Origin of the sequence: Streptomyces sp. NPDC101160 (genome assembly GCF_044768205.1) — a bacterium.
Taxonomy (GTDB): Bacteria; Actinomycetota; Actinomycetes; order Streptomycetales; family Streptomycetaceae; genus Streptomyces.
This window is the reverse complement of record NZ_JBIWPJ010000001.1, coordinates 434,122-459,919: the sequence shown is the minus strand read 5'-3', so window position 1 is coordinate 459,919 and position 25,798 is coordinate 434,122. Positions and strand designations below refer to the sequence as shown.

The following is a 25,798-nucleotide window of genomic DNA, read 5'->3' as shown; positions in this document are numbered from 1 at the left end:
GAGGGCTTCAGGCCCGCGCCCCCGTGTCCGCCTCCACCGCCACCGACCGGGCCCAGCGGTAGTCCGCCTTGCCGCTGGGCGAGCGCTGGATCCGGTCGGTGAGCACCAGCTGGCGCGGCACCTTGTAGCCGGCGAGCCGGGTCCGGCAGTGCGCCTGGACGGCTGCCAGGTCCAGGGGCGCGACCCCGGCGCGGAGCTGGACGACAGCGGCCACATGACTGCCCCACTTCGGGTCGGGCACGCCGGCGACCAGCGCGTCGTACACGTCCGGATGGGACTTGAGCGCCTGCTCGACCTCCTCCGGATAGACCTTCTCGCCGCCGGTGTTGATGCACTGCGAGCCGCGGCCGAGGACCGTGACGATGCCCTCCTCGTCGACGGTGGCCATGTCGCCGAGCAGCACCCAGCGTTCGCCGTCCTTCTGGAAGAAGGTCTCGGCGGTCTTCGCCGGGTCGTTGTAGTAGCCGAGCGGCACGTGTCCGCGCTGCGCGAGCCGGCCGATCCCGCCTGCGGCGACGGGTTCGTGCGTGGCCGGGTCGACGACCTGGGTGCGCTCGTTGACGTGCAGCCGGAAGCCCTTCGCGGGCCCGGAGTCGTCGGTCGCCCGGCCGTTGGAACCGGACTCGGACGAGCCGAAGTTGTTGAGCAGCAGCACGTTCGGCACGAGTGCCTGGAACTGTTCGCGGACGGTGTCCGACATGATGGCCCCGGAGGACGACACGCTGAACAGCGAGGAGAGATCGGTGCCCTTGAGCGGGCCGCGCAGGGCGTCGACGAGGGGCCGCAGCATCGCGTCGCCGACCAGCGAGACGCTCGACACCTTCTCCTTCTCGATGGTGCGCAGCACCTCCTCGGGCACGTACTTGCGGTGGATCACCACGCGCTGCCCGTAGTTGAAGGCGATGAACGAGGTGAGCGTGGACGTGCCGTGCATCAGCGGGGGAGTGGGGAAGAAGGTGAGCCCCGCACCGCCCGTCGCGACCCGCTCGGCCAGCTCCTCCGGGCGCTTGACCGGCTCGCCACTCGGGTCCCCGCCGAACAGTCCGGCGAAGAAGAGGTCCTCCTGGCGCCACATCACGCCCTTCGGCATGCCCGTGGTGCCGCCGGTGTAGATGACGAACAGGTCGTCGGCCGAACGAGGCCCGAAACCGCGCTCCGGCGAACCGGCCGCCTCCGCGTCCGCGTACTCCACGCAGGCCAGATCCGGCGCGTCCCCGGGCGGGGTCCCCACCCGCACGAGGTGCCGCAGCTTCTCCGTCTGCGGCAGCGCGGCCGCCACCCGCTCCGTGAACTCGCCGTCGAAGACGAGCGCGGCCAGATCGGCGTCCCGGTAGAGGTAGACCAACTCCTCTTCCACATACCGGTAGTTGACGTTCACCGGTACGAGCCGGGCCTTCAGGCAGGCCAGCACGGTCTGGAGGTACTCGACCCCGTTGTAGAGGTGCAGGCCGAGGTGTTCGCCGGGCGTGAGGCCCGCGTCGACGAGGTGGTGCGCGAGCCGGTTGGCGGCGGCGTCGAGACCGGCGTAGGTGAGCCGGCGCTCGGCGCCGGTGCCGGGGTGGTCGACGTAGACCAGCGCCTCGCGGTCCGGGACCACGTCGACGACCGATTCGAACAGGTCGGCAAGGTTGTACTCCACCGTTCCTCCTGATCCTGGCCCGCCAGCGACTCGGTCGGTCATTAGAGCGCCGATGGGGAGAAGGGGGAAGAGATCGCGCAGAAGAATCTGACTATGTGTCAGAAAACTATTGAAGTGGCCTGGCGACTCCTGCAACCTGTTCCAGAAATGGCGACGACGGGAGACGCATCGATGAGCGACGGCACCGAACACCTCACCGTGCGGCGCGAGGGCGCCACACTCGTCCTCACCCTCAACCGGCCCGAGGCAAGGAACGCGCTCTCGTTGCCGATGCTGGTCGGCCTCTACGACGGGTGGCTCGCCGCCGACGCCGACGACACCATCCGCTCCGTCGTCCTCACCGGCGCCGGAGGCACCTTCTGCGCCGGCATGGACCTCAAGGCCCTGGCCGGGGACGGCATGGCCGGCGACCACTACCGCGACCGCATGACCGCCGACCCCGACCTCCACTGGAAGGCGATGCTGCGCCACCACCGCCCGCGCAAACCCGTCATCGCCGCCGTCGAGGGCCACTGCGTCGCCGGCGGCACCGAGATCCTCCAGGGCACCGACATCCGCGTCGCCGGCGCCTCCGCCACCTTCGGCCTCTTCGAGGTCCGCCGCGGCCTCTTCCCCATCGGCGGCTCCACCGTCCGCCTCCCGCGCCAGATCCCCCGTACCCACGCCCTCGAAATGCTCCTCACCGGCCGCCCGTACCCCGCGGAGGAGGCCGCCCGCATCGGCCTCGTCGGCCGCGTCGTCCCCGACGGCCAGGCGCTGGACACGGCGCTGGAGATCGCCGACCGCATCAACGCCTGCGGCCCGCTCGCCGTCGAGGCCGTCAAGGCGTCCGTCTACGAGACCGCCGAGATGACGGAGGAGGGCGGCCTCGCGGCGGAACTGAAGCGGGGCTGGCCGATCTTCGCGACGGCGGACGCGAAGGAGGGCGCGAAGGCGTTCGCGGAGAAGCGGACGCCGGTGTACCGGCGCGCGTGATCCACCACGTCCTCCCGAACCGGGGCTCCGCCCCGGACCCCCGCGCCTCGAACGCCGGCGGGGCTGGATTTCCCGCCCGTCCGGCGTTCGAGGACCCGCCCACTCCAGGAGGCCCTGATGCCCCCCGCCCCCGAAACACTCCGCGCCCCGCTCGTCGTCGAGTTCCCCTTCACCCGCTCCCTCGGGCCCGTCCAGTCCGCGTTCCTCACCGGGCTGCGCGAGCGCGTCGTCCTCGGTGTGCGCACCGAGGCCGGGCGGGTGCTCGTGCCGCCCGTCGAGTACGACCCCGAGACCGCGGCCGAGCTGCGGGAGCTGGTCGAGGTCGAGGTCACCGGGACCGTGACCACCTGGGCGTGGAACGGCGAGCCACGGCCCGGGCAGCCGCTCACGACACCCTTCGCCTGGGTGCTCGTACGGCTCGACGGCGCCGACACCGCGCTGCTGCACGCGCTCGACGCGCCCCGGCCCGAGGACGTGCGGACCGGGATGCGGGTCCGGGTGCGCTGGGCCGAGGAGCGGCACGGGGCCATCACGGACATCGCCTGCTTCGAGCCGTACGAGAGCGCCGCCGAGGAGAATCCGGCCCGACCGCGCCCGCACGACGGCGTGTTCGCCGAACCCGTCACCGGCATCGTCGCGCCCGCCCGCCTCGACTACACCTACACCCCCGGCCGCGCCCAGAGCGCCTATCTCCACGCCCTCGCCGACCGGCGCACCGTCGGCGAGCGCTGCCCGTCCTGCGCCAAGGTGTACGTCCCGCCCCGCGGCGCCTGCCCCACCTGCGGCGTCGCGACGACCGACAAGGTCGAGGTCGGGCCGCGCGGGACGGTGACCACGTACTGCATCGTGAACATCAAGGCGCGCAACCTCGACATCGAAGTCCCGTACGTCTACGCCCACATCGCCCTCGACGGCGCCGGCCTCGCACTGCACGGCCGGATCGCGGGCATCCCGTACGACCAGGTCCGGATGGGCCTGCGGGTCGAGCCGGTGTGGACCGAGGGCGGCCGCTATCCGGACCACTACCGCCCGTGCGGCGAGCCGGACGCCGACTACGACACGTACAAGGAGCTGCTGTGAGCGCCGCCATCCGCGACGTGGCGATCGTCGCCTTCGCCCAGACCGACCACACCCGCCGCACCGACGACCTCTCCGAGGTCGAGATGGTGATGCCGGTCCTCCACGAGGTGCTCCGGCAGACCGGACTGAAGACCTCCGACATCGGCTTCACCTGCTCCGGCTCCTCCGACTACCTCGCCGGCCGCGCCTTCTCCTTCACCATGGCCCTCGACGGCGTCGGCGCCTGGCCGCCGATCTCCGAGTCGCACGTCGAGACGGACGGCGCCTGGGCGCTGTACGAGGCGTGGGTGAAGCTGCTCACCGGCGAGGCCGACACCGCGCTCGTGTACGCCTACGGGAAGTCCTCGCCCGGCTCCGTGCGCGACGTGCTGACCCGCCAGCTCGACCCGTACTACGCGGCGCCCCTGTGGCCCGACTCCGTCGCCCTCGCCGCGCTCCAGGCCCGGGCCCTGATCGACGCGGGCGAGACGGACGAGTCCGGCCTCGCCGCGATCGCCACCCGCAGCCGCCAGGACGCCACCGCCAACCCGCACGCCCAGCTGCCCGGGGCCCGCCCGCAGGGCGACTACCTCGTGGCGCCGCTGCGCACCGGCGACTGCCCGCCGGTCGGCGACGGCGCCGCCGCCGTCATCCTCGCGGCGGGCGACCGGGCCCGGGAGCTGTGCGCCCGGCCCGCCTGGATCACCGGCATGGACCACCGCATCGAGGCGCACGCCCTCGGCGTGCGGGACCTCACCGACTCGCCGTCCACCCGCCTCGCCGCCGAGCGCGCCGGCGCCTACGACCCGGCCGCCGCACGGCCCATCGACACGGCCGAACTCCACGCGCCCTTCACCTCCCAGGAGGTCGTCCTGCGCAAGGCGCTCGGCCTCGGCGACGACGTCCGCGTCAACCCGTCCGGCGGCGCCCTGGCCGCCAACCCCGTGATGGCCGCCGGACTGATCCGGCTCGGCGAGGCCGCCGCCCGCATCCACCGGGGCGCCTCCGACCGCGCCCTCGCCCACGCCACCTCCGGGCCCTGCCTCCAGCAGAACCTGGTCGCCGTCCTGGAAGGGGACTCGCATGAGTAAGGAGCCGGTAGCCGTCGTCGGCATCGGGCAGACCAAGCACGTCGCCGCCCGCCGGGACGTGTCGATCGCCGGACTCGTCCGCGAGGCCGCCCGCAGGGCCCTCGACGACGCCGCGTTGACCTGGGCGGACATCGACGCCGTCGTCATCGGCAAGGCGCCCGACTTCTTCGAGGGCGTGATGATGCCGGAGCTCTACCTCGCCGACGCGCTCGGCGCCGTCGGCAAGCCCATGCTCCGGGTGCACACCGCGGGCTCGGTCGGCGGCTCCACCGCCCTCGTCGCCGCCAACCTGGTGGCCGCCCGGGTGCACCGCACCGTCCTCACCCTCGCCTTCGAGAAGCAGTCCGAGTCGAACGCCATGTGGGGCCTGTCGCTGCCGGTCCCCTTCCAGCAGCCGCTGCTCGCCGGCGCCGGCGGCTTCTTCGCGCCGCACGTGCGCGCCTACATGCGGCGCACCGGCGCGCCGGACACGATCGGCTCCCTCGTCGCGTACAAGGACCGCCGCAACGCGCTGAAGAACCCGTACGCCCATCTCCACGAGCACGACATCACCCTGGAGAAGGTGCAGTCGGCGCCGATGCTGTGGGACCCGATCCGCTACTCCGAGACCTGCCCGTCCTCCGACGGGGCCTGCGCGATGATCCTCACCGACCGGACGGGCGCGGCCCGTTCGCCCCGGCCGCCGGCCTGGGTGCACGGCGGGGCGATGCGCAGCGAGCCGACCCTCTTCGCCGGAAAGGACTTCGTCTCGCCCCGGGCCGGCCGCGACTGCGCCGCCGACGTCTACCGGCAGGCCGGCATCACCGACCCGCGCCGCCAGATCGACGCCGTCGAGATGTACGTGCCGTTCTCCTGGTACGAGCCGATGTGGCTGGAGAACCTGGGCTTCGCCGCCGAGGGCGAGGGCTGGAAGCTCACCGAGGCCGGCGTCACCGAGATCGGCGGCGACCTGCCCGTGAACCCCTCCGGCGGCGTCCTGTCCACCAACCCCATCGGCGCCTCCGGCATGATCCGCTTCGCCGAGGCGGCGCTGCAGGTCCGCGGACAGGCCGGCGAACACCAGGTCGAGGGGGCGCGCACGGCGCTCGGACACGCGTACGGAGGGGGCGCGCAGTTCTTCTCGATGTGGGTCGTGGGCGACCGGCCGCCCACCGGATGAGGGTCTGTCCGCACCCCCGGCCGCTCGCTACGCTGAGGCCCCACGGCGCGAGAGGAGCAGGGACGTGACGGACAGCACCAGCACCCTTACCGGTCGGCACGCCTTCAGGGAGGGCGAGGTCACGGGCCGGAGCGTGCCCGAACTCGACCTGTCACACGCCGAATGGCGCTCCGGCAGTCAGGGCGTCGGGGACGTCGAGATCGCGTTCGTCGAGGGCTTCATCGCGATGCGCAACGGACGGCGGCCGGAGGTGCCGTCGCTCGTCTTCACCCCGGCGGAATGGCGCGCGTTCGTGGTGAACGCGCGCGACGGGGAGTTCGACCTGACGTGAGGCCCGAGCGCGACCTGGCCCGGCTGCTCGCCGGGATGCGGCCCGAACAGAACCCCGGCCGCTATGTCTTCACCACGCTGGAGCACGCCGCGCCGGGCTCGCTGCCCGCGGGCCTCACGCCGGTCGTCACCGTCGCCGAGCCCGAGGGTGTGACGCTGGTCGTACGCCAGGAGGAGGCTGACGCGGCCTCGCTGGCGTACGACTACGTGGCCGCCTGGATCACCCTGCGCGTCCACTCCGCGCTCGACGCCGTCGGACTCACCGCGGCCGTCGCCGGGGCGCTCGCCGACGCGGGCCTGAGCTGCAACGTCGTCGCCGGCTACCACCATGATCACCTCTTCGTCGAACACGCCCGCGCGGAGCAGGCTTTGGCCGTGCTCGACGCCCTTTCACACAACCCACACAAAGCTGCTCCCTGACCTGGCCTCCCGGCGTACGCTGGGCCTTTCGCGGGGCCACCGCCCCGGTGCACCCCCCTGTGCGCCGGGCGTGCGCCCCCACCGTGGGGGTGGACGGACGATGGCAACACAGCACACCGGCGGTCCCGCCGGCCGGGGCTTCGGCCTCTTCGAGCGCGAGGCGGAACTCGCCGCAGCCGAGGACGCGTTGAACCTGCTCGTCGGGCTCGGCTCCGACGCCGCCTGGCAGTCCCCGCCGGACCACGACGCCGCCGCTCCCGGATCCGCGTCCGGACCGGATGCCGAATCCGCTCCCGGATCCGTGGTCGCCGACGGGCCCGGACTCGCGGGCCCCGCCGCGACCTCCGGTCGCGAGCCCGGCGCCACCGCCCGGCCCGACGGCGCGTCCCGCCCGGACGGTGCCGCTCCGGCGCACCCAGCGGACCCCGCCGCGACCTCCGGTCGCGAGCCCGGCGCCACCGCCCGGCCCGTCGGCACGCCCCGCACGGACGTTGCCGCTCCGGCGCACCCGTCGGCCCCCGCCTTCGGCGCCGGGCGCCCGGAAGACCCCGTCACCGCCCTCACGCCTCTCCACCACCCCGGGCGTCCCGGCCGCGCTCTCCGGCTCGTTCCCGGATCCGGCCCCGGCCGCGTGCCCGTACGGGGCGGCGCCGCCCCGCGCCGCGGCGGCGTCCTCGCGTACGCCGCGCCCGCCGGGCTCGGCAAGACCACCCTGCTCGCCGAGATCCGCCGCCGGGCCGCCGCCAAGGGCTGCACGGTGCTCTCCGCGCGCGGCGGCGACCAGGAGCAGCGGGTCGCCTTCCACGTCGCCCGGCAGCTGATCCAGCCGCAGCTCGCCGCCGCCTCCCGCACCGAGCTGCGCGAGCGGCTCGGCGGCTGGTACGACATCGTCGGCCCCGCCCTCGGCCTGTGCACCGCCGCCGAGGGCGCCCCGCCGGACCCGCAGGGCCTGCGCGACGGGCTCGACTGGGTGCTCACCCACCTCGCCGTCCGCCGCGCCCCGCTCGTCGTCGTGCTCGACGACGCGCACTGGGCCGACCCCGAGTCCCTCGGCTGGCTCTCCGCGTTCTCACCCCGCGCCGAGGAACTGCCCATGCTGCTCGTCGTCGCCTACCGGCCCGACGAACTCCCCGAGGCCGGCGAGGAGTTCACCGGGCGCCGGTCCGGCCAGCGGCCCATCGGCCTGGAGCCGCTCACCTCCACCGCCATCGCCGGCCTCGTCCGCGACCGGGTCGGCGCCCACGCCGACGACGCCTTCTGCCACGAATGCTGGGCCGTCACCTCCGGCAACCCCTTCGAGGCCGTCGAACTCGCCGTCAGGATCCGCGACCGCGGCCTCGAACCCGTCGCCGACCGCGCCCCCGCCCTGCGCGACCTCGCCGCCGCCGTCAAGGGCAGCGGACTCATCGCCCAGATCGAGCGCCTCGGCACCTCCACCGTCCGCCTCGCCTGGGCCTGCGCCGTCCTCGGCACCGAGATCTCTCCGCAGCTCGCCGGTGCCGTCGCCGGACTCGGCAGCGAGGAGGTCACGCGCTGCGCCACGCTGCTGCGCGGCGCGCGCGTCCTCGCCGAGCCCGTCGACGCGGAGAGCGACGCCCTGGAGTTCGTCCACCCGCTCATCGCCACCGCCGTCTACGACGCGATCCCCGCCGCCACCCGCGTCGCCCTGCACGGCCAGGCCGCCTGGTGCGTCGTCGACGCCGGACTCGGCTCCACCGCGGCCGCCCGCCACCTCGTCGAGACCCATCCCGAGGGCGACCCCTGGGTCGTGCAGCACCTGCGCGCCGCCGCCGGCGAGACCCTGCGGGCCGGCGCGCCCGACACCGCCCGCCGCTATCTCGCCCGCGCCCTGCGCGAACCCCCGGACCACGACGAGCGCGCCGCCGTCCTCTTCGAACTCGGCTGCGCCTCCCTCCTCACCGAACCCGCCACCACCGTCAACCACCTCCGTGCCGCCCTGGAGGAACCGGTCGCCGACCCGGCGCTGCGGCAGGGCATCGTCTACCGCCTCGCGCAGGTCCTCGCCCACAGCGACCGCCTCGTCGAAGCCACCGAGCTCCTCGAACGCGAGACCCGGCTCACCACCGACGCCCGCAGCAGGCTGCGCATGCAGGCCGAGAAGTTCATGTGGGACGCCCTGCGCGCCGACGAACCCGAATCGACCGCCCGCTCCCGGCGCCTCGCCGCCCTCGCCGACCGGCTCACCGGCCGCGACCTCACCGAGCGCTACGTCATCGGGCTGCGCGCCTGGGACGCCACCCTGCGCGCCGAACCCTCCTCCGTCGCCCTCCGCTACGCCGAGCGCGCCCTCGAAGGCGGCCTCAGCATGGCGGACGAGAACCGCGGCTTCGAGGTCCCCGTCCTCGTCGCCCTCACCTTCCTCTACGCCGACCGGCCCGGCCGCGCCGAGGAGCTGTTCGCCGCCGGCACCGCCGAGTTCGAGAAGCGGGGCTGGCGCGGCGCCCACCTCTCCTTCGCGTACACGCTGCTCGGCTACATCCGCTTCCGGCGCGGCCGGCTCCTGGAGGCCGAGGACTTCGCCCGCGCCGGACTCCGCCTCGCCGAGCGCGTCGGACCCCGCACCCCGGCCCTGTGGTACGCCACCGGCGTCATGATCGAGATCCTCCTCGCCCGGGGCCGCACGGAGGAGGCCGAGCGGGTCGCCCGCGAGCACGACTTCGGCGACCCCTTCCCCAACACCGTCACCATCCCCGACTGCGAGACCGTCCACGCCGGACTGCTCCTCGCCACCGATCGCACCGAGGAGGCCCTCGGCGCGCTGTCCGAAGTCGGCCGGCGGCTGGATCCGCGCGGCAAGCGCAACCCGTCGTGCTGCCCCTGGCAGCTCCATCTCGCCCTCGCCCAGCACGGCGTCTCCTCGTCGAGGGCCCTCGCGACGGCCCAGGAGGCCGTCGCCCGCGCCCGACAGTACGGCGCGCCCTCCGCGATCGGCCAGGCGCTCCGCGTCACCGCCGAGGTCTCCGGCGACGCCGACCGGGTGAAGCTCCTGGAGGAGTCCGTCGAGTGGCTCGACCGCTCGCCCGCCGCGTACGAACTGGCCCGCTCCCTCGTCGCCCTCGGCATCGCGCTGCGCCGCGCCGGCCGCACCGAGGAGGCCGCCGAGCACCTCTACCGGGGCCTGGAGACCGCCCAGAGCTGCGGGGCCGACGGCCTGGTCGAGGACGCCCGGGCCGAGCTCGCCGCCGCCGGACTCCGCCCCCGTACGCTGCGGACGGCCCGCACCGACACGCTCACCGCGCGTGAGCGGACCGCCGCCGAGCTGGCCGCCCGCGGCGAGGACCCGGCCGCGGTCCTCGGCGTCGACCGCGCCACCGCCACCCGCCTGCTCTCCGCCGTCTACCGCAAGCTCGGCACCGACCAGACGGGCCTGGCCCGGGCCCTGGGGACGGTCCATGCCTGACGCCGCCCCGGCGCGCCGCACCGCGCGCCGGGACACGTACCATGGCGTTATGTCCTTCCTCCGCCGCCGCAGCGCCGCCACACCCGCGGGCCCGGACTTCGACGTCCTGGCCATGGACCCCGGGGACTGGCCCGGCAATCTCGGCGCCGGTCTCCTGCCGGCCCCCGACGGCAGCTGCCAGGGCGTGTTCCTGCGCTACGACCTGTTCGGCGGCCGCGGCCCCGCGATGATCATCGGCAACCTGCCGGAGGGCTCCCCGGCGCGTGAGCTCGGCGAGGGCCAGGTCCCCTTCGAGGTCGCGCAGATGCTCGCCGCCCTCGAGAACGACGAGCCGGTCGAGGTCGTCGACCGGGAGGACGTGCCCGTGATGCAGGGCGACAACCTGCTCATCGTGCGCCGCCTCAAGCTCTCCGAGAGCCGGATCTCCTGCGTGCAGTTCGACCGCAGCGACAACGTCCTGGTGACCATCGTCAGTTGGGACCGGCCCATCACCGACGACCTGTACGCCCTGCTCAAGCCGCTGCCCGCCGAGCTGTTCCAGCAGGGCTGACCGGGAGGCGGGGGCGATGAGCAGCGCGCGCGTCGACAGCTGGGTCTGGGCCGTCCGGCTCACCAAGACCCGGTCCCAGGCCGCGGCGGCCTGCCGCGCCGGGCACGTCAAGGTCAACGGGGAGCGGGCCAAGCCCGCACAGCCCGTCAAGCCGGGCGACGAGGTGCGGATCTTCCACGGCGGCCGGGAGCGGATCGTCGAGATCAAGGAGCTGCACACCAAGCGGGTCGGCCCGCCCGTCGCCGCCGAGGCGTACGTGGACAACTCCCCGCCCCCGCCGCCGCGCGAGGAGGTCGCCGTCGCCGCCGTCCGCGACCGCGGCGCCGGCCGGCCCACCAAGCGCGACCGCCGCGAGCTCGACCGGCTGCGCGGCCTGCACCCGTAACCCACCGTGTGACAGCCCCCGGCATTCCGCCGGGGGCTGTCGTGTCGCCGCTACGGCACGAGCGAGCCGTACGTCGTCGCGAGCCGCGCCGCCGACGTGCCGAGACCCTGCGGGCCGCGCCGCGCCAGCGAGGTCCCGGCGCCCGAGTGGAGGTGCTCAGCCCCGTAACGGCGCACGCTCTGGTGCCAGTTGAGGACTCCGGCGAGCCAGTCCTCCAGCTCCCGCAGATATGCCCGGAAGGCCGCCCGGCCCGCCGCGTCGAGCCGGAAGTCCTCGAAGAGCAGCGGCACTTCGTGCTTCTTCAGGTGCTCGTACTGGCGCAGCCGGCCGCGCATCAGGTCGTCGACCATCGACACCGCCGCCGGGTAGTCGCAGTCGAAGAACTTCTGCACCACGAGCATCAGGTTGTGCAGCTCGCCCTCGACCTCGATCTCCTTCTGGTACGAGAACAGGTCGTTGACCATGGCCCCGTAGTCCATCACCGAGCCCTCCAGGGCGCGCACCGTGCCCGTACGGAAGAGCTCCGGCGGCAGCGCCGTGTCGCGGCGCAGCCGGCACAGCAGCATGGTCAGCTCGGAGCCGAAGGTGCTGCGGCGCATCTCGATGTAGTCGACCGGGTCGGGCACCCGGTGCTGGGCCGTGTTGTGCAGCTCCCACAGCCAGCTGTCCAGCATGGCGTCCAGGGCCGTGCGCAGCTCGGCACGGGCCGTCTCGGTCATCGGGCCCGTCGTGCGCGCCCACAGATCGACGAGTGCGCGCTCCAGTGGGTTCAGCGCCCCCGCCACGCCCGTCCCGGCGCTGCGGTTCCCCAGCGGCACCAGGGACTTGAGCCGGTCGGTCTGGCGCTTCGCGGCGACGAGGTTGCGGGGGCGCCCGAACACGATCGGGTAGTAGTCGTCCGCGTACGTGCCCCAGGTCAGCCAGTCGGCGCTGAGCTTCAGCTCCTCGGCGGTGGCGTCCGGGTCGAGGGCCGCCGAGCAGAGCGCGAGGTCGAAGCCCTCCGCCATCGGCCGGTCCCAGATGTCCTCCAGGAGCCCCATGCGCTCGGCCCAGTCCACCGTGTGCCGCGCCGCCTCCGCATGGTGCGGGTTGAGCGTCAGGGGGTACGGCAGGTCGAAGTCCGGCAGGAGCGACGGGCCCACCTTCTGGTGCGGCCGGTGGGTGAGCGCGCGGGCCCGGCTCTCGGCCGGACGGCCGAACAGGGTGCGCACATCACGGGCGGAGGTGCCGAGCACTCCGTCGAACGGCGAACCGCCCGTCACCAGGCCCTCGTTCATGTAGCGGCTGGAGCGCATGTGCCACTCGTGGCCGCCGGACTGCCAGTCCTGGAGCCCCTTGGTGTACGCGGCGATGGCCGCGGCCTCCGCCGGGCCGAGGCCCTGCTCCAGGCAGAGCGCGGGCACCTCGGTCAGCGCCGTGTTCTCGAACTGCTGGATCCGCGAGGTCAGCAGGTCGTTGACGGCGTCCGCCGCCTCCTGCGTCGTACAGCCGAGGAACTTCTCCAGGACCAGCACCCCGTTGCTGTTCTCGCCCTCCTGCTCCACCTCCCGCTGGTAGGAGAAGAGGTCGTTGCGCAGATGGACCGCGTCGGAGAAGGAGTCCCGCAGCACGCGCAGCGGCCGGGAGTACGCCACCTGCTCGGGCACCTCGGCGCCCGCCGCGTACTCGACGAGCCCGGCCGACCAGGGCGCGCCGCCGACCTTGCGGCGCATCTCGATGTACTCGACGGGGTTGGCGATGCGGCCCTCGTTGATGTTGTCGAGCTCCCACAGGGACTCGTGGAGCAGGTGCTCGGTCGCTTCGGCGAACCGCACCCGCCACGCCTCCGACATCGCCGGCACGGTCCGCCGCCACAGGTCGGCGAGCCCGGCCTCGACCGGGTTCGTCGGCTCGGGCATCCCGGCCGCCGGATCGGCGGGCATGAAGAGCGGCAGCCGGTCGAGATACGCCTTGCCGCCGACCCGGTCCCCGCTGTACTTGAAGGTCTCCAGGAAGTGGTCGTCGAAGAAGAAGACCCACGTGTACCAGTCGGTGACCAGCGACAACACCTCGGCGTCGCAGTCGGGATGGGTGTAGGAGCAGAGCAGCGCGTAGTCGTGCGACTGGAGGTCGGCCTCCTCCCAGACGCCGGAGCCCTCCAGCATCCCCATCGAGCGCGCCCAGTCGCGCGTGTGCGTCCGGGCCACCTCCACATGGGGATTGAGCCGCGCCGGATAAGGAACATAGAAATCCGGCAGAACGAAGGGCTGAGCCATGCGAGGAGGGCCTCTCGGTGAGCGGGATGGGCGGTCGTCCGGCCGAGCATTACCCGCCGACCCTCGCCTCCACGCGGACACCGGAATAGTCATACGAACGGTCATGGGGTGCCGTCCGGACCGCGTTCCCGCCACGGTCCGGCGACACCCGCAGGGTTTCGGCCAGCCCCTCTCAGGCCTGGGAAACCCGCACGTCAGCGGCCTTCACAAAAGCCACTCGATGGCCGAACTGGATCTCGTAGTACTCCTCCTGGCCGCGGACGACCGCGTGGCCCGCAGTATCGAACGTGGGTGCGTAGAGGTACTCGCCCGCCGTGCGGCCGCCCACCACGTACCGCTGCCCGGCGAGCAGCTTGTACGGCAGCGGGGACACCGCCTGCACCGGCACCCCGGCCGGATAGGCCGCCGCCTCCGGATACGCCCGCCCGTACACCGGCACCGACGCCAGGCCCTCCTTCGGAGTGAGCACCGAACCGCGCACGTTCACCGCCGTCGGCTCCTCCTTCGGGTTGTGGAACCACGCCTTCTGCCCCAGGTACCAGATCGCCGTCCAGTCGCCCTGCCGCTCGGCGACCGCGTAGCTCTGGCCGGTGGACGCCCGCGCGCCCGTGTCGTTCACCCCGGTCGTGGAATCCTGCCCGCCGGGCCGCAGTCCGATGTCCTTCACCAGCGGCGCGTCGGCGCTCGGGGAGGTGTGCAGGCGCACCGCACCGCTCCCGTGCGGCGCGCACGCCTCCCCGGCCTTCACGCACCCCGTGTACACCGGCTGGTGGGACGCGTAGTCCGGCCGGATCGTCACCACACCCGCGGCCGGGCCCGCGCTCGGTGTGATCGGCCGGCCCAGCAGCTGGAAGTAGTGCGCCCAGTCCCAGTACGGGCCGGGGTCCGTGTGCATGCCCCTGACGCTCGCCGCGGTCGGCCCCGGCACGTTGTCGTGGCCCAGGACGTGCTGCCGGTCCAGCGGGATGCCGTACCGTTTCGCCAGATAGCGCACCAGGCGCGCCGACGAGCGGTACATCGCCTCCGTGTACCAGGAGTCCGGCGAGGTGAGGAAGCCTTCGTGCTCCAGACCCACCGACTTGGCGTTCAGGAACCAGTTGCCCGCGTGCCAGCCCACGTCCTTCAGCGCCAGGTGCTGCGCGACGTGCCCGTCCGAGGAGCGCAGGGTGTACTGCCAGGACACGTACGTCGGGTCCTGCACCAGCTTCAGGGTGGTGGCCCAGCTGCCCTCGGTGTCGTGGATGACGATGTAGTCCACCGACTGCGAGACCGGGCGGTCCGCCTTGTCGTGGTTGCCGTAGTCGCCGTCCCCGAACTCCTCGTAGGGCGCCGGGATCCACTCGCACGCCACCGACTCCGGGCACTCCACCGGGCCCTTCGCGGGCGCCCGCAGGCCGAGCGCCGCGACCTGGCCGGTGGCCGGGGCGACGTCCGGATCGGCCGCCAGGGTGACCTCCTGGCCGCTGTCCGTGGTGCGCGACTCGCCGGAGCGGATCACGTCGAAGACGTCGTTCGCGTACGTGGCCGCCGTCGCCGAGTCGTCCGCGCCCGAGTAGCGCGCCACCGCCCCGTACCAGTCGGCCGGGTCGGTGCTCGCCGGCAGGCCCGCGGCGCGCTGCACCGCGGCGAGCAGCGCCGCACCGCCGTCGATGTTCGCGGCCGTGCTGGTACGCAGCTCCTCGGCCGGCCGGCCGGTCAGCTCGGCGGCCTGTTCGAGGGTCCGCAGCCGCGCGGGCAGCGCCGCGCCCGGCTCCGGCTCCGGCGCGGGCTTCGGCAGCCGCGGCGCCCGCGCGTCGTCGCCACGCGCGTCCTCCGTGCCGTCGGCGTGGTGCGGCGCCTCGGCGAGCGCCGTCACCGCGTCGGTGAGGTGCATCGGACCGTAGCCGCCGGTCACGCTCGGCGCGCCGCCGTGCGTGTCCCAGCGCGACTGGAGGTACGACACGGCGAGCAGCACGCTCTGCGGCACGCCGTGGCGCTCGGCAGCCACCGCGAACTGCCGCTGGAGCAGACCCGCTTCCGGCTGATCTGCGGTGGCGGTTCCGGTGGCCGCGGGCGCGCCGGACAACAGGGGGAGGAGCAGGACGGCGGGCGCGACACGTCTGAGGGACGTGGAACGGAGCAAGGCAGCCTCCAGGGAGGGGGTGCGGGGGCGTGCGGGACCGAACCCGTACAGGGGTAGCGGCTCCCGGACGATCCGTCAATCACCCGCCCGACGCGTCGATTTCCCACGTCAGGGCAGTTTCCCGGAGACGGTGCGCCCGCCTGCGGCGCGTCAGTGGAGTGGACCAATGGGGACGGGCCCTGCGTCCCGAAACGAAACGCCGCGCCCCCGGTGTGTCGGCACCGGGCGCGCGGCGCGCCACCCCGTTCTCCGTCCGCCGGCCCGCTCAGCGCGTGCCGACCGCCGCGCGCACGGCCCGCCGTGCCATGGCGCAGTCGTCGTGCAGCCGCCGCAACAGCAGCCGCTGCTCCTCGCCCGGCGCCAGCGCACCCGTCGGCACCGGGACCGAACCGGCCGGCGGCGCCTCCCTGATCGTGCGCTGCACCGCCGTCTCGTACGTACGGATCTCCCGGGTCAGCACGATCATCAGGTTCACCAGGAACGCGTCCCGCGAGGCCGTCCCCGCCTGCTGCGCCAGCTGGCTGATCTGGCGCCGGGCGAGCGGCGCGTCGCCGAGCACCGCCCACAGCGTCGCCAGGTCGTAGCCCGGCAGGTACCAGCCTGCGTGCTCCCAGTCGACGAGCACCGGACCGGCCGGCGACAGCAGGATGTTGGAGAGCAGGGCGTCACCGTGACAGAACTGCCCCATGCCCTGCCGCCCGCCCGCCTGCGCGAGCCCGTGCAGCAGCTTCTGCAGGTCGTCCCGGTCCCGGTCGGTGAACAGACCGAGCTCGTGGAAGCGGGCGATCCGCGCCCCGTAGTCGAGCGGCGCGTCGAACGTCCCGGCCGGCGGCCGCCAGGCGTTGAGCCGCGCCACGGCGCCCAGCGCGGCCCGGACGTCCGCGCGGGGCGGCGCCTCGACCGGGTGGCGGGTCAGCGCCGCCGCCCGTCCCGGCATCCGCTCGATGACCAGCGTGCAGTTCTCCGGGTCCGCGGCGATCAGCCGCGGCGCGCGCACCGGGGGACGGTGCCGGACGAAGGAGCGGTAAGAAGCTATCTCGTGCCGGAACCGCTCGACCCACGCGGGGGAGTGGTCCAGTAAACACTTGGCGACCGCGGTCGTCCGCCCGGTCGTGCCCACGATCAGTACGGAGCGTCCGCTGCGCCGCAGCACCTGCACCGGGTTGAACTCCGGGCAGATCCGGTGGACGGACGCGATGGCCATGCGCAGCTGGGCGCCCTGGGGGCCGGACAGATCGATTCTCCCGCTCGGCGGCTGGACGGTGCTGCCCGCCCAGCGCCTCGGCCGCGCCGCTCCCTGCGTCGGAGCGGGCGCGAGGTACGGTCCGGAACCGGCCGGAACGGTGGGGTAGAGCGGCCGGGGCGGGGCGGACACGGAGGACGATGCTGTGTACATGGAGGAGACAGATCCCTTCGTGTGCCGACGAGTTGCGTGCGTCGCCCCGCCCGCCCGACCGAACCGCACCCTGGGGAAAATGAGGGCCGGTCGACGGGGCGGGGTGGCGCGTTCCTACCTGACACCCGGGCGCGGGTGGCGGAACATCGGGCGCACCCTGGCGAACCCTGGCGAATAGTCGCCAGCCCTATGACAGGGGGCTACTGTCAACTCAGCCGAGAACCTGGGGGCTTAGACGTGACAGGACACACCAACACCCGCCTGGCGGACCTTTTCGGCCTGGCCGGCTGGTCCAAGGGCGAACTCGCGAGACTCGTGAACCGGCAGGCGGCGGCCATGGGCCACCCCCAGCTGGCGACCGACACCTCACGGGTCCGGCGCTGGATCGACATGGGGGAGACCCCGCGCGATCCCGTGCCCCGGGTGCTGGCGGCGCTGTTCACCGAGCGACTCGGCCGTGTCGTGACCATCGAGGACCTCGGGTTCGTACGACACGGGCGCGCCGGAAAGAGGCGGGACGTCAGGAACACCGACAACCCTGACGGGCTGCCCTGGGCGCCCGAGCGTACGGCAGCGGTCCTCACCGAATTCACGGGAATGGACCTCATGCTCAACCGACGCGGCCTGGTGGGCGCCGGCGCGGCACTCGCCGCCGGCTCCGTACTCACCAACGCCATGCACGACTGGCTCCACACCGACCCCGCACGCGCCGGCGCCGCCCCCCGCGCCATCGATCCCCTCCACGCCGACCCCGCCGGGTACGACCGCTACGAGGCCGCCCCCGTCGGGTCGGAGGAGATCGATGCCCTGGAGCGCTCCGTCGAGGTGTTCCGCGCCTGGGACGCCTCCCGCGGCGGCGGCCTGCAGCGCAAGGCGGTCGTGGGCCAGCTCAACGAGGTGGGCGGCATGCTCGCCTACCACCACCCCGACCACCTGCAGCGCAGACTGTGGGGCGTGGCCGCCAACCTGGCCGTCCTCGCCGGCTGGATGTCGCACGACGTGGGCCTCGAACCCACCGCCCAGAAGTACTTCGTCATCGCCGCGCACGCGGCCCGCGAGGGCGGCGACCGGCCGCGCGCGGGCGAGGCGCTCTCCCGCGCCGCCCGCCAGATGGTCCACCTCGGCCGGCCCGACGAGGCGCTCGACCTGATGAAGCTCGCCACCTCCGGCGCCGGGGAGCGGCTGCTGCCCCGCACCAAGGCCATGTTCCACACCATCGAGGCATGGGCGCAGGCGTCCATGGGCCGCGGCCAGGCCATGCGCCGCACGCTGGGCGAGGCCGAGGACCTCTTCGTCTCCGACCAGGGCGAGGAGAAGCCGAGCTGGATGCAGAACTTCGACAAGGCCGACCTGCACGGCATGCAGGCGCTCGCCTACCGCACCCTCGCCGAGCACGACCCGGCCGCCGCGGTCCCGGCCCAGCGCCACGCCAAGCTCGCCCTCGAACTGCGCAAGAACGGCCACGACCGGTCGAAGCTCTTCGACCACATCTCGCTGGCCTCGGCCTGCTTCATCGCCGACGACCCCGAGCAGGCGGACCGCTACGCCCGGCTCGCGCTGGTCTCCATGGGCGACACCTCCTCACACCGCACCTGGGTCCGGCTGCGCGAGATGTACCGGCTGACCGGCCAGTACGCGGGCTACACCAAGATCGAGGACCTGCGGGAGGAGATCGAGACGGAGCTCCCGAAGGCGCCGGCGAACCGGCCGCGGACCGGGGAGGCGTGAGGAACGGGGCCGGTTCGCCGGCTCACGGGGAGGGCCGGCGGGTCGTCCGCCGGCCCGCTGATCAGCGCTCGCGCCCGACCCGTACGACCATCACACAGGCGTCGTCCTCGCGCGGACCCTCGCCGAACTCCCGCACCACCGACCGGACACAGTCCTGCGCGTCGCGCGCCGTGGCGAGGCGCGGGGCGAGGGCCAGCAGGCGCTCCGCACCGGTGTCGTCCAGGGCGTCGCCGGTGCGGGTCAGTCCGTCGGTGTGCAGCAGGAGCAGGTCGCCGGGGAGCAGCCGCGTCTCGGCCTCCTCGTACACCGCCCCGGTCGTCGCTCCGAGCAGCACACCCTCGGGGCGGCTCAGGGCGTGCCCCGTCCCGTCCCGGAACAGCAGCGGGGCGGGGTGGCCGGCCTGGGACCAGGTGAGGGTCTGCGCGGCGGGGTCGTAGCGGCAGCACAGCGCGCTGCCGAGGGCGGGCTGGACCGAGGTCTCCAGGAGCTGGTTCAGATGTCCCATCAGGGCGCCCGGCCGGATCCCCGCCACGGCCATGCCGCGCAGCGCGCCGAGCAGCATCGCCATCGAGGAGGTCGCGGCGACGCCGTGCCCGGTGAGGTCGCCGACCGTGAGCAGCGCGTCCCCGTCCGGGAGCGTCAGCGCGTCGTACCAGTCGCCGCCGATGAGCCCGGTCGTCGCGGCCGGCAGATAGAGCCCGGCCACGTCGAGCGGGGCCGGGCCGTCGTGGGCGAAGCGCAGCGAGCCGCGCCAGGGCGGCAGCACGGCCTCCTGGAGCTCGACCGCGACCCGCCGCTCGGTGTGCTCGATCTGCCGGTGGCGCTGGAGGCTGTCCCGGGTCTCCCGGACCGCGCGCTCGCTGCGGCGCAGCTCGCTGACGTCCCGTAAGACCGCCCACATGGAGGCGGTGCAGCCGTCGGCGTCGAGGACCGGCTCGCCGGTCATGTGCACGGTGCGGACCCGCCCGTCGGTACGGACGATCCGGAACTCGCCGTCGATCGGCTTCCCGTCGATCAGACAGTCGGTCACCATCGCCTGGAGGACGGGCTGGTCCTCCGCGAACACCATCGACGGCAGCTCGTCCAGCGTCATCGGGCCGCTCTCCTGCGGCCGGCCGAAGATCTGGAACAGCTCCTCGGACCAGTGCGCGTCATCGGTGAGCAGGTCCCACTCGGCGCTGCCGACCCGGGAGAGGAGGGATCCGGTGAGCCGGGGCGCGGCCGCCGGCTCGGCGTACGCGGCGGCGGCGCCGGACGGGTCCGCGAGGACCGACGTCGTATCGCCGGGCAGGCCGGCCTTCAGCTGGCCCAAGTGCTCGTCGAGGTCGTCCAGTTGGTGCACGGCCAGATCGCACAGGGCGCGCTGCCAGCGGTTGCGCGGATCGTCCTCGTCCACCACCGCGTCCCGGCGCACCGCGTCCACTCCGCCGCGCAGCCGGCGCGTCTGCTTGATGAGCGCGTCCACCGTGCCCGGCTCGGGCGGCTGGGCCGGACGGTCCGCGGACAGATGGGACGGCATGTCGTACTCCGATGCAGGCAGGCGACGTGGCACGGCCAGGTCTGGAAGGAAAGCCCGGGTAAGACTTTCGCACAGCCCGGGACACGCCGTAAGGGATTTGGCAACACTCGATACGGTGGTGCTTCTGGCATGTGCCAAAGGCCCAGCGGCGATCCGGACACACCCCGTCCGCATTTCGGCCAGGCGGTCACGCGTTACGGTGCAGGGGTGGTGAGCAACGAGGTGAACGCGGTGGGTACGGCGGTACTGCTGGCGGCGGCGCCGGCCGGACGGGGCCGGGCGATGGACGCGGCGACGGTGCTGCCCGCGCTTGCGGCGGTGCCCGCGGGGGTGCTCACCGGTACGCACACGGCCACGGTCGTCGAACTGGCGGACCCCCTCGACCCGCAGACCGTCCTCACCCGGCTGCGCGCCGCCGCGGCCGCGCCCGGCCCGCTCACCCTCTGCCTCGCGGGCCAGCTCCAACTCGACCGCCGCCAGCGCCTGCCGCACCTCGCGCTCGCCCGCAGCACCCCGGCGACCCTCCGCTACACCGGCCTCCCCTGGCACTGGCTCGCGACCGAACTCGCCCCCCGCCGCCCCGGCACCACCACGGTCGTCGCGGACCTGTCCGCCGACCCGGAGCTGTGGGAGCGCCTGGCCGGCGCCGGACCGGCCGCGCTCGAACTCCCTCCGGCCGTCGCCTTCTTCGCCCGGATCACCCCCTTCCCGCGGCGCGGCGCGCTCAACACGCCCGACTACCTCCGCCACTTCGCCTCGGTGTGGCGGTCGGGCGCGCGCCCCGCGCTCGCCGCCCTGCACGAGGAGGCCGGAGCGGTGACGCGGGCCGCGGGGCAGGAGGAGGCGATTCTCCTGGGCGTGAGCGGCGGGGCGGCCGACACGCCGGTGAGCGCGGCGGCGAGCCCCGGGGCCATGGCGGTGCCACGACAGGAGACGGGTCAGCAGGAGGGTCAGCAGCAGGCGGTTCAGCAGGGAGGGCGCGATGCGGGGCAGCGCACGGGTCAGCAGGCTGCTCAGCAGAGTGGACCCGAGGCTGGCCGGCAGACGGGGCAGCGGGCGGGACACGTGGAGCCGTCGCACGCCCGGGCCCAGGAGAGCGCCCCGGGGGCGTACGGCGCGTCGCGACCCGCGACCGACCCGCCCGCCGCACCCCGTACGAGCGCCCCCGCCGCCCCCGCCCCGGCGGCAGTGCCGCCTCGTCCGTCGCGGGCGCCCGAGGTCGTGGCCGGCGACGCGCCGCCCACGCCCGGCGGCGACGTGGACCCGCATCCGGCGATCCTGGCCGCGGCGATGGCCGGGCGGCACGGGGAGGCCGCCGCGATGGCGGCCGCGTGGGAGAGCGAGGCGCTCAGGCGGTACGGGCCCAGGTCGGGAGAGGCGCTGCACTGGGTGGAGGTACGCGCGGATCTGGCGCGGCTCGCCGGGGAGCCGGCCCGGAGCTGCGAGCTGTGGATCGCCGCCGCGCAGGCCCGGCTCGGGCTGCGGCAGGAACCTGACGAACCGGATGTCGAGGGGGCGGTGGACCGGGCGCACCACCAGTGGGAGCAGATCAAGGACCCGGCCCGGGCCCGCGCCCTCGGCCCGGCACTCGTCGAGCTGCGCCGCCGGGTTCCAGGACGACACGCCGGTGCGCTCGCCGCGCTCCAGCGGAAGATGGGGACATGAGTCTCCTTGACGACGTGACGTACTCCACCGACTCCCTTGCCACCGCCCAGCGTTCGCTCCGCGACCCGGACGTCCGCCACCCGCTGTGGCCGCCGCTCACCGCCGGCTGTCCCGTCACGTCGACCGACGCCACCGCGTACCCGCTCGACATCGACTACGCCTACGACCGCGCCCCCGCCGACCTCTTCACCCGCCCGCCCGCGCACGGCCTGGAGCGCTGGGCGCCGCTCCTTCCGCCACTCGTCGCACCCGGGCTCGGCGAGGGCGACACGCCGCTGGTGGAGCTCGCGGACGGCGTCTGGATCAAGGACGAGTCCCGCAACCCCACCTGGAGCCACAAGGACCGTCTGAACCGGGTCGCCGTGTCCGCCGCCGTCGCGTCCGGCGCGCGCGGGATCGTCGTGTCGTCGTCCGGCAACCACGGCGCGTCGGCCGCCGCGTACGCCGCCCGGGCGGGCCTGCCGTGTGTCGTGTTCACCTCGCCGTCCGCCCCGCCGGCCGTCGCCTCCCATGTGCGCGCCTACGGCGCGACCGTGCTCACCGTCCCGCAGGCCGACGTACGCCCCTTCATGCGCCGGATGACCGCCGAACTCGGCTACCAGCCGGTCAGCAGCGTCACCGACACCGCGCACACCGGCCACCCCTTCGGGCCCGAGGGTTACAAGACCATCGCCTACGAGATCGTCCTCGCCCTCGGCGGGGCCCCCGCCGCCGTCCATCTCCCCACCGGATACGGCGAGTTGCTCTACGGTGTGGCCAAGGGCTTCCAGGAACTGGCCCCCCTCGGCGTCACCGGCTCCGTCCCGCGCGTGTACGCCACCGAGCCGTCCGCCGCGGGAGCCCTCACCACGGCCATGCGCAGCGGCGCCGACACGGCCCGGGTGCCGGCCGGGCCTACCGCCGCGTACGCCATCGACTGCGAGATCGGCGGCTACCGCGGCGTCGTCGCCCTGCGCGCCACCGGCGGCGAGGCCCGTACCGTGACGGATCCTCAGATGATCGAGGCTCAGGCCGAGTTGGCGGCCCAGGGCCTCTGGTACGAAGTCTCCGCAGCGGCCGGCCTCGCGGGCCTGCGCGCCCACGGCCCCAAGCCGGCCGACGAGGACGGTCCCGTCGTGTGCGTGGCCACTTCCAGCGGATACAAGGACACGGCCACGGCCCGGGACGCCCACGCCCCCATGGACCTGGCGTGGGAGGACGTGAAGGCGCTGGTCACCGGGGAGTGACCGGGTCCGGCGGCGAATCGCCGGGAGGTCCAGGGGCCTGTCATCATCGAGGTATGCCCTCGCCCTCCGAACCGCCGCTGATCACCGACCGGCTCGTGCTCCGCCCCGTGCGCACCCGGGACCTCCCGGTGATGACGCGGCTGTGGACCGACCCGGAGGTACGGCGGCACCTCGGCGGCCCCGTGACCGAGTCGGTCGTGCGGATCCGGCAGCGGCGGATCGTCGGCGCACCGCACTGTCGCGCCGTCGAGCGGGCGGCCGACGGTGTCGTGCTCGGCCTGGTCACGGTCGAGCGGGCGGGGCGGGGCGGCGAGACGGAGGTGTCGTACCAGTTCCTGCCCGAGCACTGGGGGCGGGGGTACGCGCGCGAGGCCGTCGCCGCGGCCGTGGCGCGGGCCCTCGAGGACACGCAGAGTGTCGTCGCCGTCACCCAGGAGGCCAACACGCGCTCCCGCCGGCTCCTGGAGGCGGTCGGGATGACCCACGCCGAGTCGTTCACGGAGTGGGACGCCCACCAGGTGCTCTACCGCCGCACCGCCTGAAGTCGCACCGCCTGAAGCCGGCAGCCCGAAGCCGCAGCCCGAAGCCGCAGCCCGAAGCCGGCAGCCCGAAGCCGGCCCTCCGAAGCCGTCCGCCGGCCGCCCGAGGCGGGCCGCCCGAAGCCGGCCGCCCGCCGTGCCCGGTGCGGACGCGGTCAGAAGCGGGCGTGCGTCGTGATGTCCGAGCCGAACTGCTCGATCATCTCGGTGGTCACGGTCGGCCGGCACTGCGCGATCGCGTCCAGGTAGTCCGCCGTGCTCGCGCCGGGCGCCGTGGCCTGCACGGCCACCAGGTCCCGCTCGAAGGAGTTCTGCGCGGCGATCCGCGCCGCGTGCTCGATGTCCGCCGGGGTGAACAGATCGCTGGCGGCGACCAGTGCGTCCACGTCGACGTCCGGGCGCGCGTCGGTGTAGCGGGACCAGATCGCGGCGCGGGCCGCCTTGTCCGGCGTACCGATCGGGATGAGGTAGTCGAAGCGGCCCGGGCGCAGGAACGCCGGGTCGATCGAGCGGATCGAGTTGGTCGCGCACACCAGCAGCCGCTCGTCCCGCTCCCTGAACCCCGGTATCAGCTTGAGGAGTTCGTTGGTGACGCCGTGCATTCCGCCCGGCTGCACCGGCTCGGCGCGCACGGGCGCGATCTCCTCCACCTCGTCGATGAAGACGAGCACCCGGTCCAGCTCGGCGATCCGGGCGAAGGCCGCGCGCAGCGCCGCCGCCAGGTTGCCCTCATCGGCGAGGCGGGACGGCAGGATCTCCACGAACGGCCAGCCGAGCCGGGAGGCGATGGCCCGGGCGAAGGTCGTCTTGCCGGTGCCGGGCGGCCCGAAGAGACCGATCGCGCGCGGCGGCCGGACGCCATGCCGGGCGGCCCGCTCGGGCTCGGCCAGCGGCAGCACGACACGCCGTTCGATCAGGTCCTTCTCCCGCTCCATGCCGGCGACCTTGCCCCACAGGTCGGTCGGCAGCAGCCGGCCGCCGAGGTCGTCGAGCAGACCGGCGGCCGGGCCGTGCAGCGGCTCGACCTTCTCGAAGTAGGCGACGGCGGGCTGCCGGGTGTAGCCGGCGTTCAGCAGTCCCTCGCCGAGCAGCTCCTCCTCCGGCAGCACGTACGCGATCCGGGCCACCCGGGCCGCCACGAGCCGCCGTTCCAGCTCCATCAGGAGCGCGCTGGCCAGGCCCCGGCCGCGCCACGCCGACGAGATCGCGATCCGCATCACCCAGGCCCGCTCCCCGGCGACGCAGGCGAGCGCCGCACCGATGGGCGCGCCCTGGTGGACGGCGACGACGGCCGGCTGGCGGGAGGTCAGGGCGCCGATGCACTCGGCGAGCGAGAAGACCGACTCCTGGCCGAGCTCGGCCGTGGTGTCAATGAGATGGACGACGGCGGCGAGATCGCTCTCGCGGTAGTCGTGAATGAGCCAGTTCACCGGTGGTACCGCCCCTCGTTGCTGCCTGTGCCTGTGCCTGTGCCTGTGCCTGTGCCTGTGCCTGTGTGCTGTCGCGCCTGGTGTCGGCGAGGCTAGGCGGGGCGGGCCCGGGCGGTCCTGTGCCGCCGTGCACAAGGCGGGGCGGTCAAACGCTCCGTACCGGCTCTATGCGGCGCGTGTGCAAAGGGACGACCCCCGGAAGCGCTGCTTCCGGGGGTCGTGCGTCTCGACGAGCGGGCCGGCGGCGAGGGACCGCCGACGAGCGGGCCGTCAGTACGCCGGGGCGGCCTTCGGGTTCGGGCCGTAGGCGTTGTCGTGCGAAGCCCCCTCGGTGGCGAGGAAGACGATCAGGATGATGGCGCCGACGAACGGGATCAGGTCGATCAGGATCCACCAGCCGGAGCGCCCGGTGTCGTGCAGTCGGCGGACGGTCACGCCGAGGCTGGGCAGGAGCACCGCCAGGGCGTAGATCGTGTACAGCAGCGGGTAGCTGCCTATCGCCATGTCGATGACCATGACGATGATCGCCGCGATGATGTTGAACAGCGCGAACATCCAGAATTCCTGGCGGCGCGCCCGGCCGGTGAATACCGCGTACTTCTTGAGAACGTCGAGGTACCAGTTCACTTTTCCCCCCAGGCACTGGTGGTGTGAGCGGGAGCCTGTCCCTGTGGAGCAAGCTTTACGCAGAACTTATGTGGCTCAAACCTGAGGGGTCAATGAGTTACCGAAGAGTGGCCTTTCACAGGCACGGACGGGACCAAAGTGAACGGCGTCGGGGCGCCCGGGGCGGGGGGGGGCGCCGGGGGGGGGGGGGGGTGACGCCGTTAACGACGGATCGGTGGGCATGTGGGGCCCCCCGGCCCCCCGGGGGAGAGGGCAACGCACG

Annotated in this window: 20 protein-coding genes; 13 read left to right on the top strand and 7 right to left on the bottom strand. The window is 73.8% G+C overall.

The features are described 5' to 3' along the window. Nucleotides 1-7: 7 nt before the first annotated feature. Nucleotides 8-1,639: an acyl-CoA synthetase gene (locus ACIRSU_RS02085; protein WP_403788224.1), complete on the bottom strand. Its 1,632-nt coding sequence runs from the start codon at nt 1,637-1,639 to the stop codon at nt 8-10. Nucleotides 1,640-1,810: 171 nt separating this feature from the next. Between ACIRSU_RS02085 and ACIRSU_RS02080 the strand changes: the two genes are divergently transcribed. The 9 genes from ACIRSU_RS02080 (at nt 1,811) to ACIRSU_RS02040 (ending at nt 11,029) form a co-directional block, all read left to right on the top strand. Then, the gene (locus ACIRSU_RS02080) at nt 1,811-2,614 is read left to right on the top strand and encodes a crotonase/enoyl-CoA hydratase family protein (protein ID WP_403788222.1); all 804 of its coding nucleotides are present in this window, start codon (nt 1,811-1,813) and stop codon (nt 2,612-2,614) included. Between the two features lie 117 nt (nt 2,615-2,731). Further along, nucleotides 2,732-3,694 (top strand): Zn-ribbon domain-containing OB-fold protein, encoded by a 963-nt coding sequence (locus tag ACIRSU_RS02075; protein WP_403788220.1) that lies wholly within the window; start codon nt 2,732-2,734, stop codon nt 3,692-3,694. Between the two features lie 8 nt (nt 3,695-3,702). Continuing rightward, the gene (locus ACIRSU_RS02070; RefSeq protein ID WP_403789373.1) at nt 3,703-4,764 is read left to right on the top strand and encodes a thiolase domain-containing protein; all 1,062 of its coding nucleotides are present in this window, start codon (nt 3,703-3,705) and stop codon (nt 4,762-4,764) included. Next, the gene (locus ACIRSU_RS02065) at nt 4,757-5,923 is read left to right on the top strand and encodes a thiolase domain-containing protein (protein WP_403788218.1); all 1,167 of its coding nucleotides are present in this window, start codon (nt 4,757-4,759) and stop codon (nt 5,921-5,923) included. The genes ACIRSU_RS02070 and ACIRSU_RS02065 overlap by 8 nt, the downstream gene beginning before the upstream one ends. 64 nt (nt 5,924-5,987) lie before the next feature. Continuing rightward, nucleotides 5,988-6,254: a DUF397 domain-containing protein gene (locus tag ACIRSU_RS02060; protein ID WP_403788216.1), complete on the top strand. Its 267-nt coding sequence runs from the start codon at nt 5,988-5,990 to the stop codon at nt 6,252-6,254. Continuing rightward, a complete protein-coding gene (locus tag ACIRSU_RS02055) occupies nt 6,251-6,673 on the top strand; it encodes an ACT domain-containing protein (RefSeq protein ID WP_403788214.1) in 423 nt (140 codons plus the stop codon). Before ACIRSU_RS02060 ends, ACIRSU_RS02055 begins: the two co-directional genes overlap by 4 nt. 100 nt (nt 6,674-6,773) lie before the next feature. Continuing rightward, nucleotides 6,774-10,094, top strand: a complete 3,321-nt coding sequence (locus tag ACIRSU_RS02050; protein WP_403788212.1) for an ATP-binding protein — start codon at nt 6,774-6,776, stop codon at nt 10,092-10,094. Nucleotides 10,095-10,143: 49 nt separating this feature from the next. Further along, on the top strand, nt 10,144-10,644 hold the full coding sequence (locus tag ACIRSU_RS02045; RefSeq protein WP_389213830.1) for a hypothetical protein: 501 nt from the start codon (nt 10,144-10,146) through the stop codon (nt 10,642-10,644). Nucleotides 10,645-10,660: 16 nt separating this feature from the next. Beyond that, nucleotides 10,661-11,029 carry an RNA-binding S4 domain-containing protein gene (locus ACIRSU_RS02040; protein WP_403788210.1) on the top strand — a complete coding sequence of 123 codons (369 nt, stop codon included), beginning with the start codon at nt 10,661-10,663 and terminating at the stop codon, nt 11,027-11,029. 50 nt (nt 11,030-11,079) lie between these two features. Here ACIRSU_RS02040 and ACIRSU_RS02035 read toward each other — a convergent pair whose 3' ends face one another. The 3 genes from ACIRSU_RS02035 to ACIRSU_RS02025 all read right to left on the bottom strand — a co-directional run bounded on the left by ACIRSU_RS02035 (nt 11,080) and on the right by ACIRSU_RS02025 (nt 16,802). Continuing rightward, complete coding sequence (locus ACIRSU_RS02035; protein WP_403788208.1) at nt 11,080-13,284, bottom strand: germacradienol/geosmin synthase; 2,205 nt, start codon at nt 13,282-13,284, stop codon at nt 11,080-11,082. Nucleotides 13,285-13,456: 172 nt separating this feature from the next. Next, nucleotides 13,457-15,406: an N-acetylmuramoyl-L-alanine amidase gene (locus tag ACIRSU_RS02030; RefSeq protein WP_403788206.1), complete on the bottom strand. Its 1,950-nt coding sequence runs from the start codon at nt 15,404-15,406 to the stop codon at nt 13,457-13,459. 265 nt (nt 15,407-15,671) lie between these two features. Beyond that, a complete protein-coding gene (locus tag ACIRSU_RS02025) occupies nt 15,672-16,802 on the bottom strand; it encodes an aminoglycoside phosphotransferase family protein (RefSeq protein ID WP_403788204.1) in 1,131 nt (376 codons plus the stop codon). 237 nt (nt 16,803-17,039) lie between these two features. Here ACIRSU_RS02025 and ACIRSU_RS02020 point away from each other — a divergent pair, with 237 nt between their 5' ends. Beyond that, nucleotides 17,040-18,530 carry a hypothetical protein gene (locus ACIRSU_RS02020; RefSeq protein WP_403788202.1) on the top strand — a complete coding sequence of 497 codons (1,491 nt, stop codon included), beginning with the start codon at nt 17,040-17,042 and terminating at the stop codon, nt 18,528-18,530. Between the two features lie 61 nt (nt 18,531-18,591). On the opposite strand, the gene ACIRSU_RS02015 is transcribed toward ACIRSU_RS02020, so the two are convergent. After that, nucleotides 18,592-20,049 (bottom strand): PP2C family protein-serine/threonine phosphatase, encoded by a 1,458-nt coding sequence (locus ACIRSU_RS02015; protein ID WP_403788200.1) that lies wholly within the window; start codon nt 20,047-20,049, stop codon nt 18,592-18,594. 207 nt (nt 20,050-20,256) lie between these two features. Here ACIRSU_RS02015 and ACIRSU_RS02010 point away from each other — a divergent pair, with 207 nt between their 5' ends. Genes ACIRSU_RS02010 through ACIRSU_RS02000 form a run of 3 tightly spaced genes read left to right on the top strand, consistent with a single transcriptional unit; the run spans nt 20,257 to nt 23,482 of the window. Then, nucleotides 20,257-21,714 carry a hypothetical protein gene (locus ACIRSU_RS02010; RefSeq protein WP_403788198.1) on the top strand — a complete coding sequence of 486 codons (1,458 nt, stop codon included), beginning with the start codon at nt 20,257-20,259 and terminating at the stop codon, nt 21,712-21,714. Then, nucleotides 21,711-22,940, top strand: a complete 1,230-nt coding sequence (locus ACIRSU_RS02005) for a pyridoxal-phosphate dependent enzyme (RefSeq protein ID WP_403788196.1) — start codon at nt 21,711-21,713, stop codon at nt 22,938-22,940. Before ACIRSU_RS02010 ends, ACIRSU_RS02005 begins: the two co-directional genes overlap by 4 nt. A 53-nt stretch (nt 22,941-22,993) precedes the next feature. Beyond that, nucleotides 22,994-23,482: a GNAT family N-acetyltransferase gene (locus tag ACIRSU_RS02000; protein WP_403788194.1), complete on the top strand. Its 489-nt coding sequence runs from the start codon at nt 22,994-22,996 to the stop codon at nt 23,480-23,482. A gap of 152 nt (nt 23,483-23,634) precedes the next feature. Here ACIRSU_RS02000 and ACIRSU_RS01995 read toward each other — a convergent pair whose 3' ends face one another. Both ACIRSU_RS01995 and ACIRSU_RS01990 read right to left on the bottom strand, forming a co-directional pair. Continuing rightward, nucleotides 23,635-24,909, bottom strand: a complete 1,275-nt coding sequence (locus ACIRSU_RS01995) for an ATP-binding protein (RefSeq protein WP_403788192.1) — start codon at nt 24,907-24,909, stop codon at nt 23,635-23,637. 270 nt (nt 24,910-25,179) lie between these two features. Further along, nucleotides 25,180-25,536: a DUF805 domain-containing protein gene (locus ACIRSU_RS01990; RefSeq protein ID WP_403788190.1), complete on the bottom strand. Its 357-nt coding sequence runs from the start codon at nt 25,534-25,536 to the stop codon at nt 25,180-25,182. Nucleotides 25,537-25,798 lie beyond the last annotated feature (262 nt).

Coding starts and splice junctions, on each gene's coding strand:
- ACIRSU_RS02040 (WP_403788210.1), top strand. CDS start 10,661: ATGAGCAGCGCGCGCGTCGACAGCTGGGTCTGGGCCGTCCGGCTCACC.
- ACIRSU_RS02045 (WP_389213830.1), top strand. CDS start 10,144: ATGTCCTTCCTCCGCCGCCGCAGCGCCGCCACACCCGCGGGCCCGGAC.
- ACIRSU_RS02065 (WP_403788218.1), top strand. CDS start 4,757: ATGAGTAAGGAGCCGGTAGCCGTCGTCGGCATCGGGCAGACCAAGCAC.
- ACIRSU_RS02050 (WP_403788212.1), top strand. CDS start 6,774: ATGGCAACACAGCACACCGGCGGTCCCGCCGGCCGGGGCTTCGGCCTC.
- ACIRSU_RS02005 (WP_403788196.1), top strand. CDS start 21,711: ATGAGTCTCCTTGACGACGTGACGTACTCCACCGACTCCCTTGCCACC.
- ACIRSU_RS02025 (WP_403788204.1), bottom strand. CDS start 16,802: ATGTACACAGCATCGTCCTCCGTGTCCGCCCCGCCCCGGCCGCTCTAC.
- ACIRSU_RS02080 (WP_403788222.1), top strand. CDS start 1,811: ATGAGCGACGGCACCGAACACCTCACCGTGCGGCGCGAGGGCGCCACA.
- ACIRSU_RS02035 (WP_403788208.1), bottom strand. CDS start 13,284: ATGGCTCAGCCCTTCGTTCTGCCGGATTTCTATGTTCCTTATCCGGCG.
- ACIRSU_RS02000 (WP_403788194.1), top strand. CDS start 22,994: ATGCCCTCGCCCTCCGAACCGCCGCTGATCACCGACCGGCTCGTGCTC.
- ACIRSU_RS02015 (WP_403788200.1), bottom strand. CDS start 20,049: ATGCCGTCCCATCTGTCCGCGGACCGTCCGGCCCAGCCGCCCGAGCCG.
- ACIRSU_RS02075 (WP_403788220.1), top strand. CDS start 2,732: ATGCCCCCCGCCCCCGAAACACTCCGCGCCCCGCTCGTCGTCGAGTTC.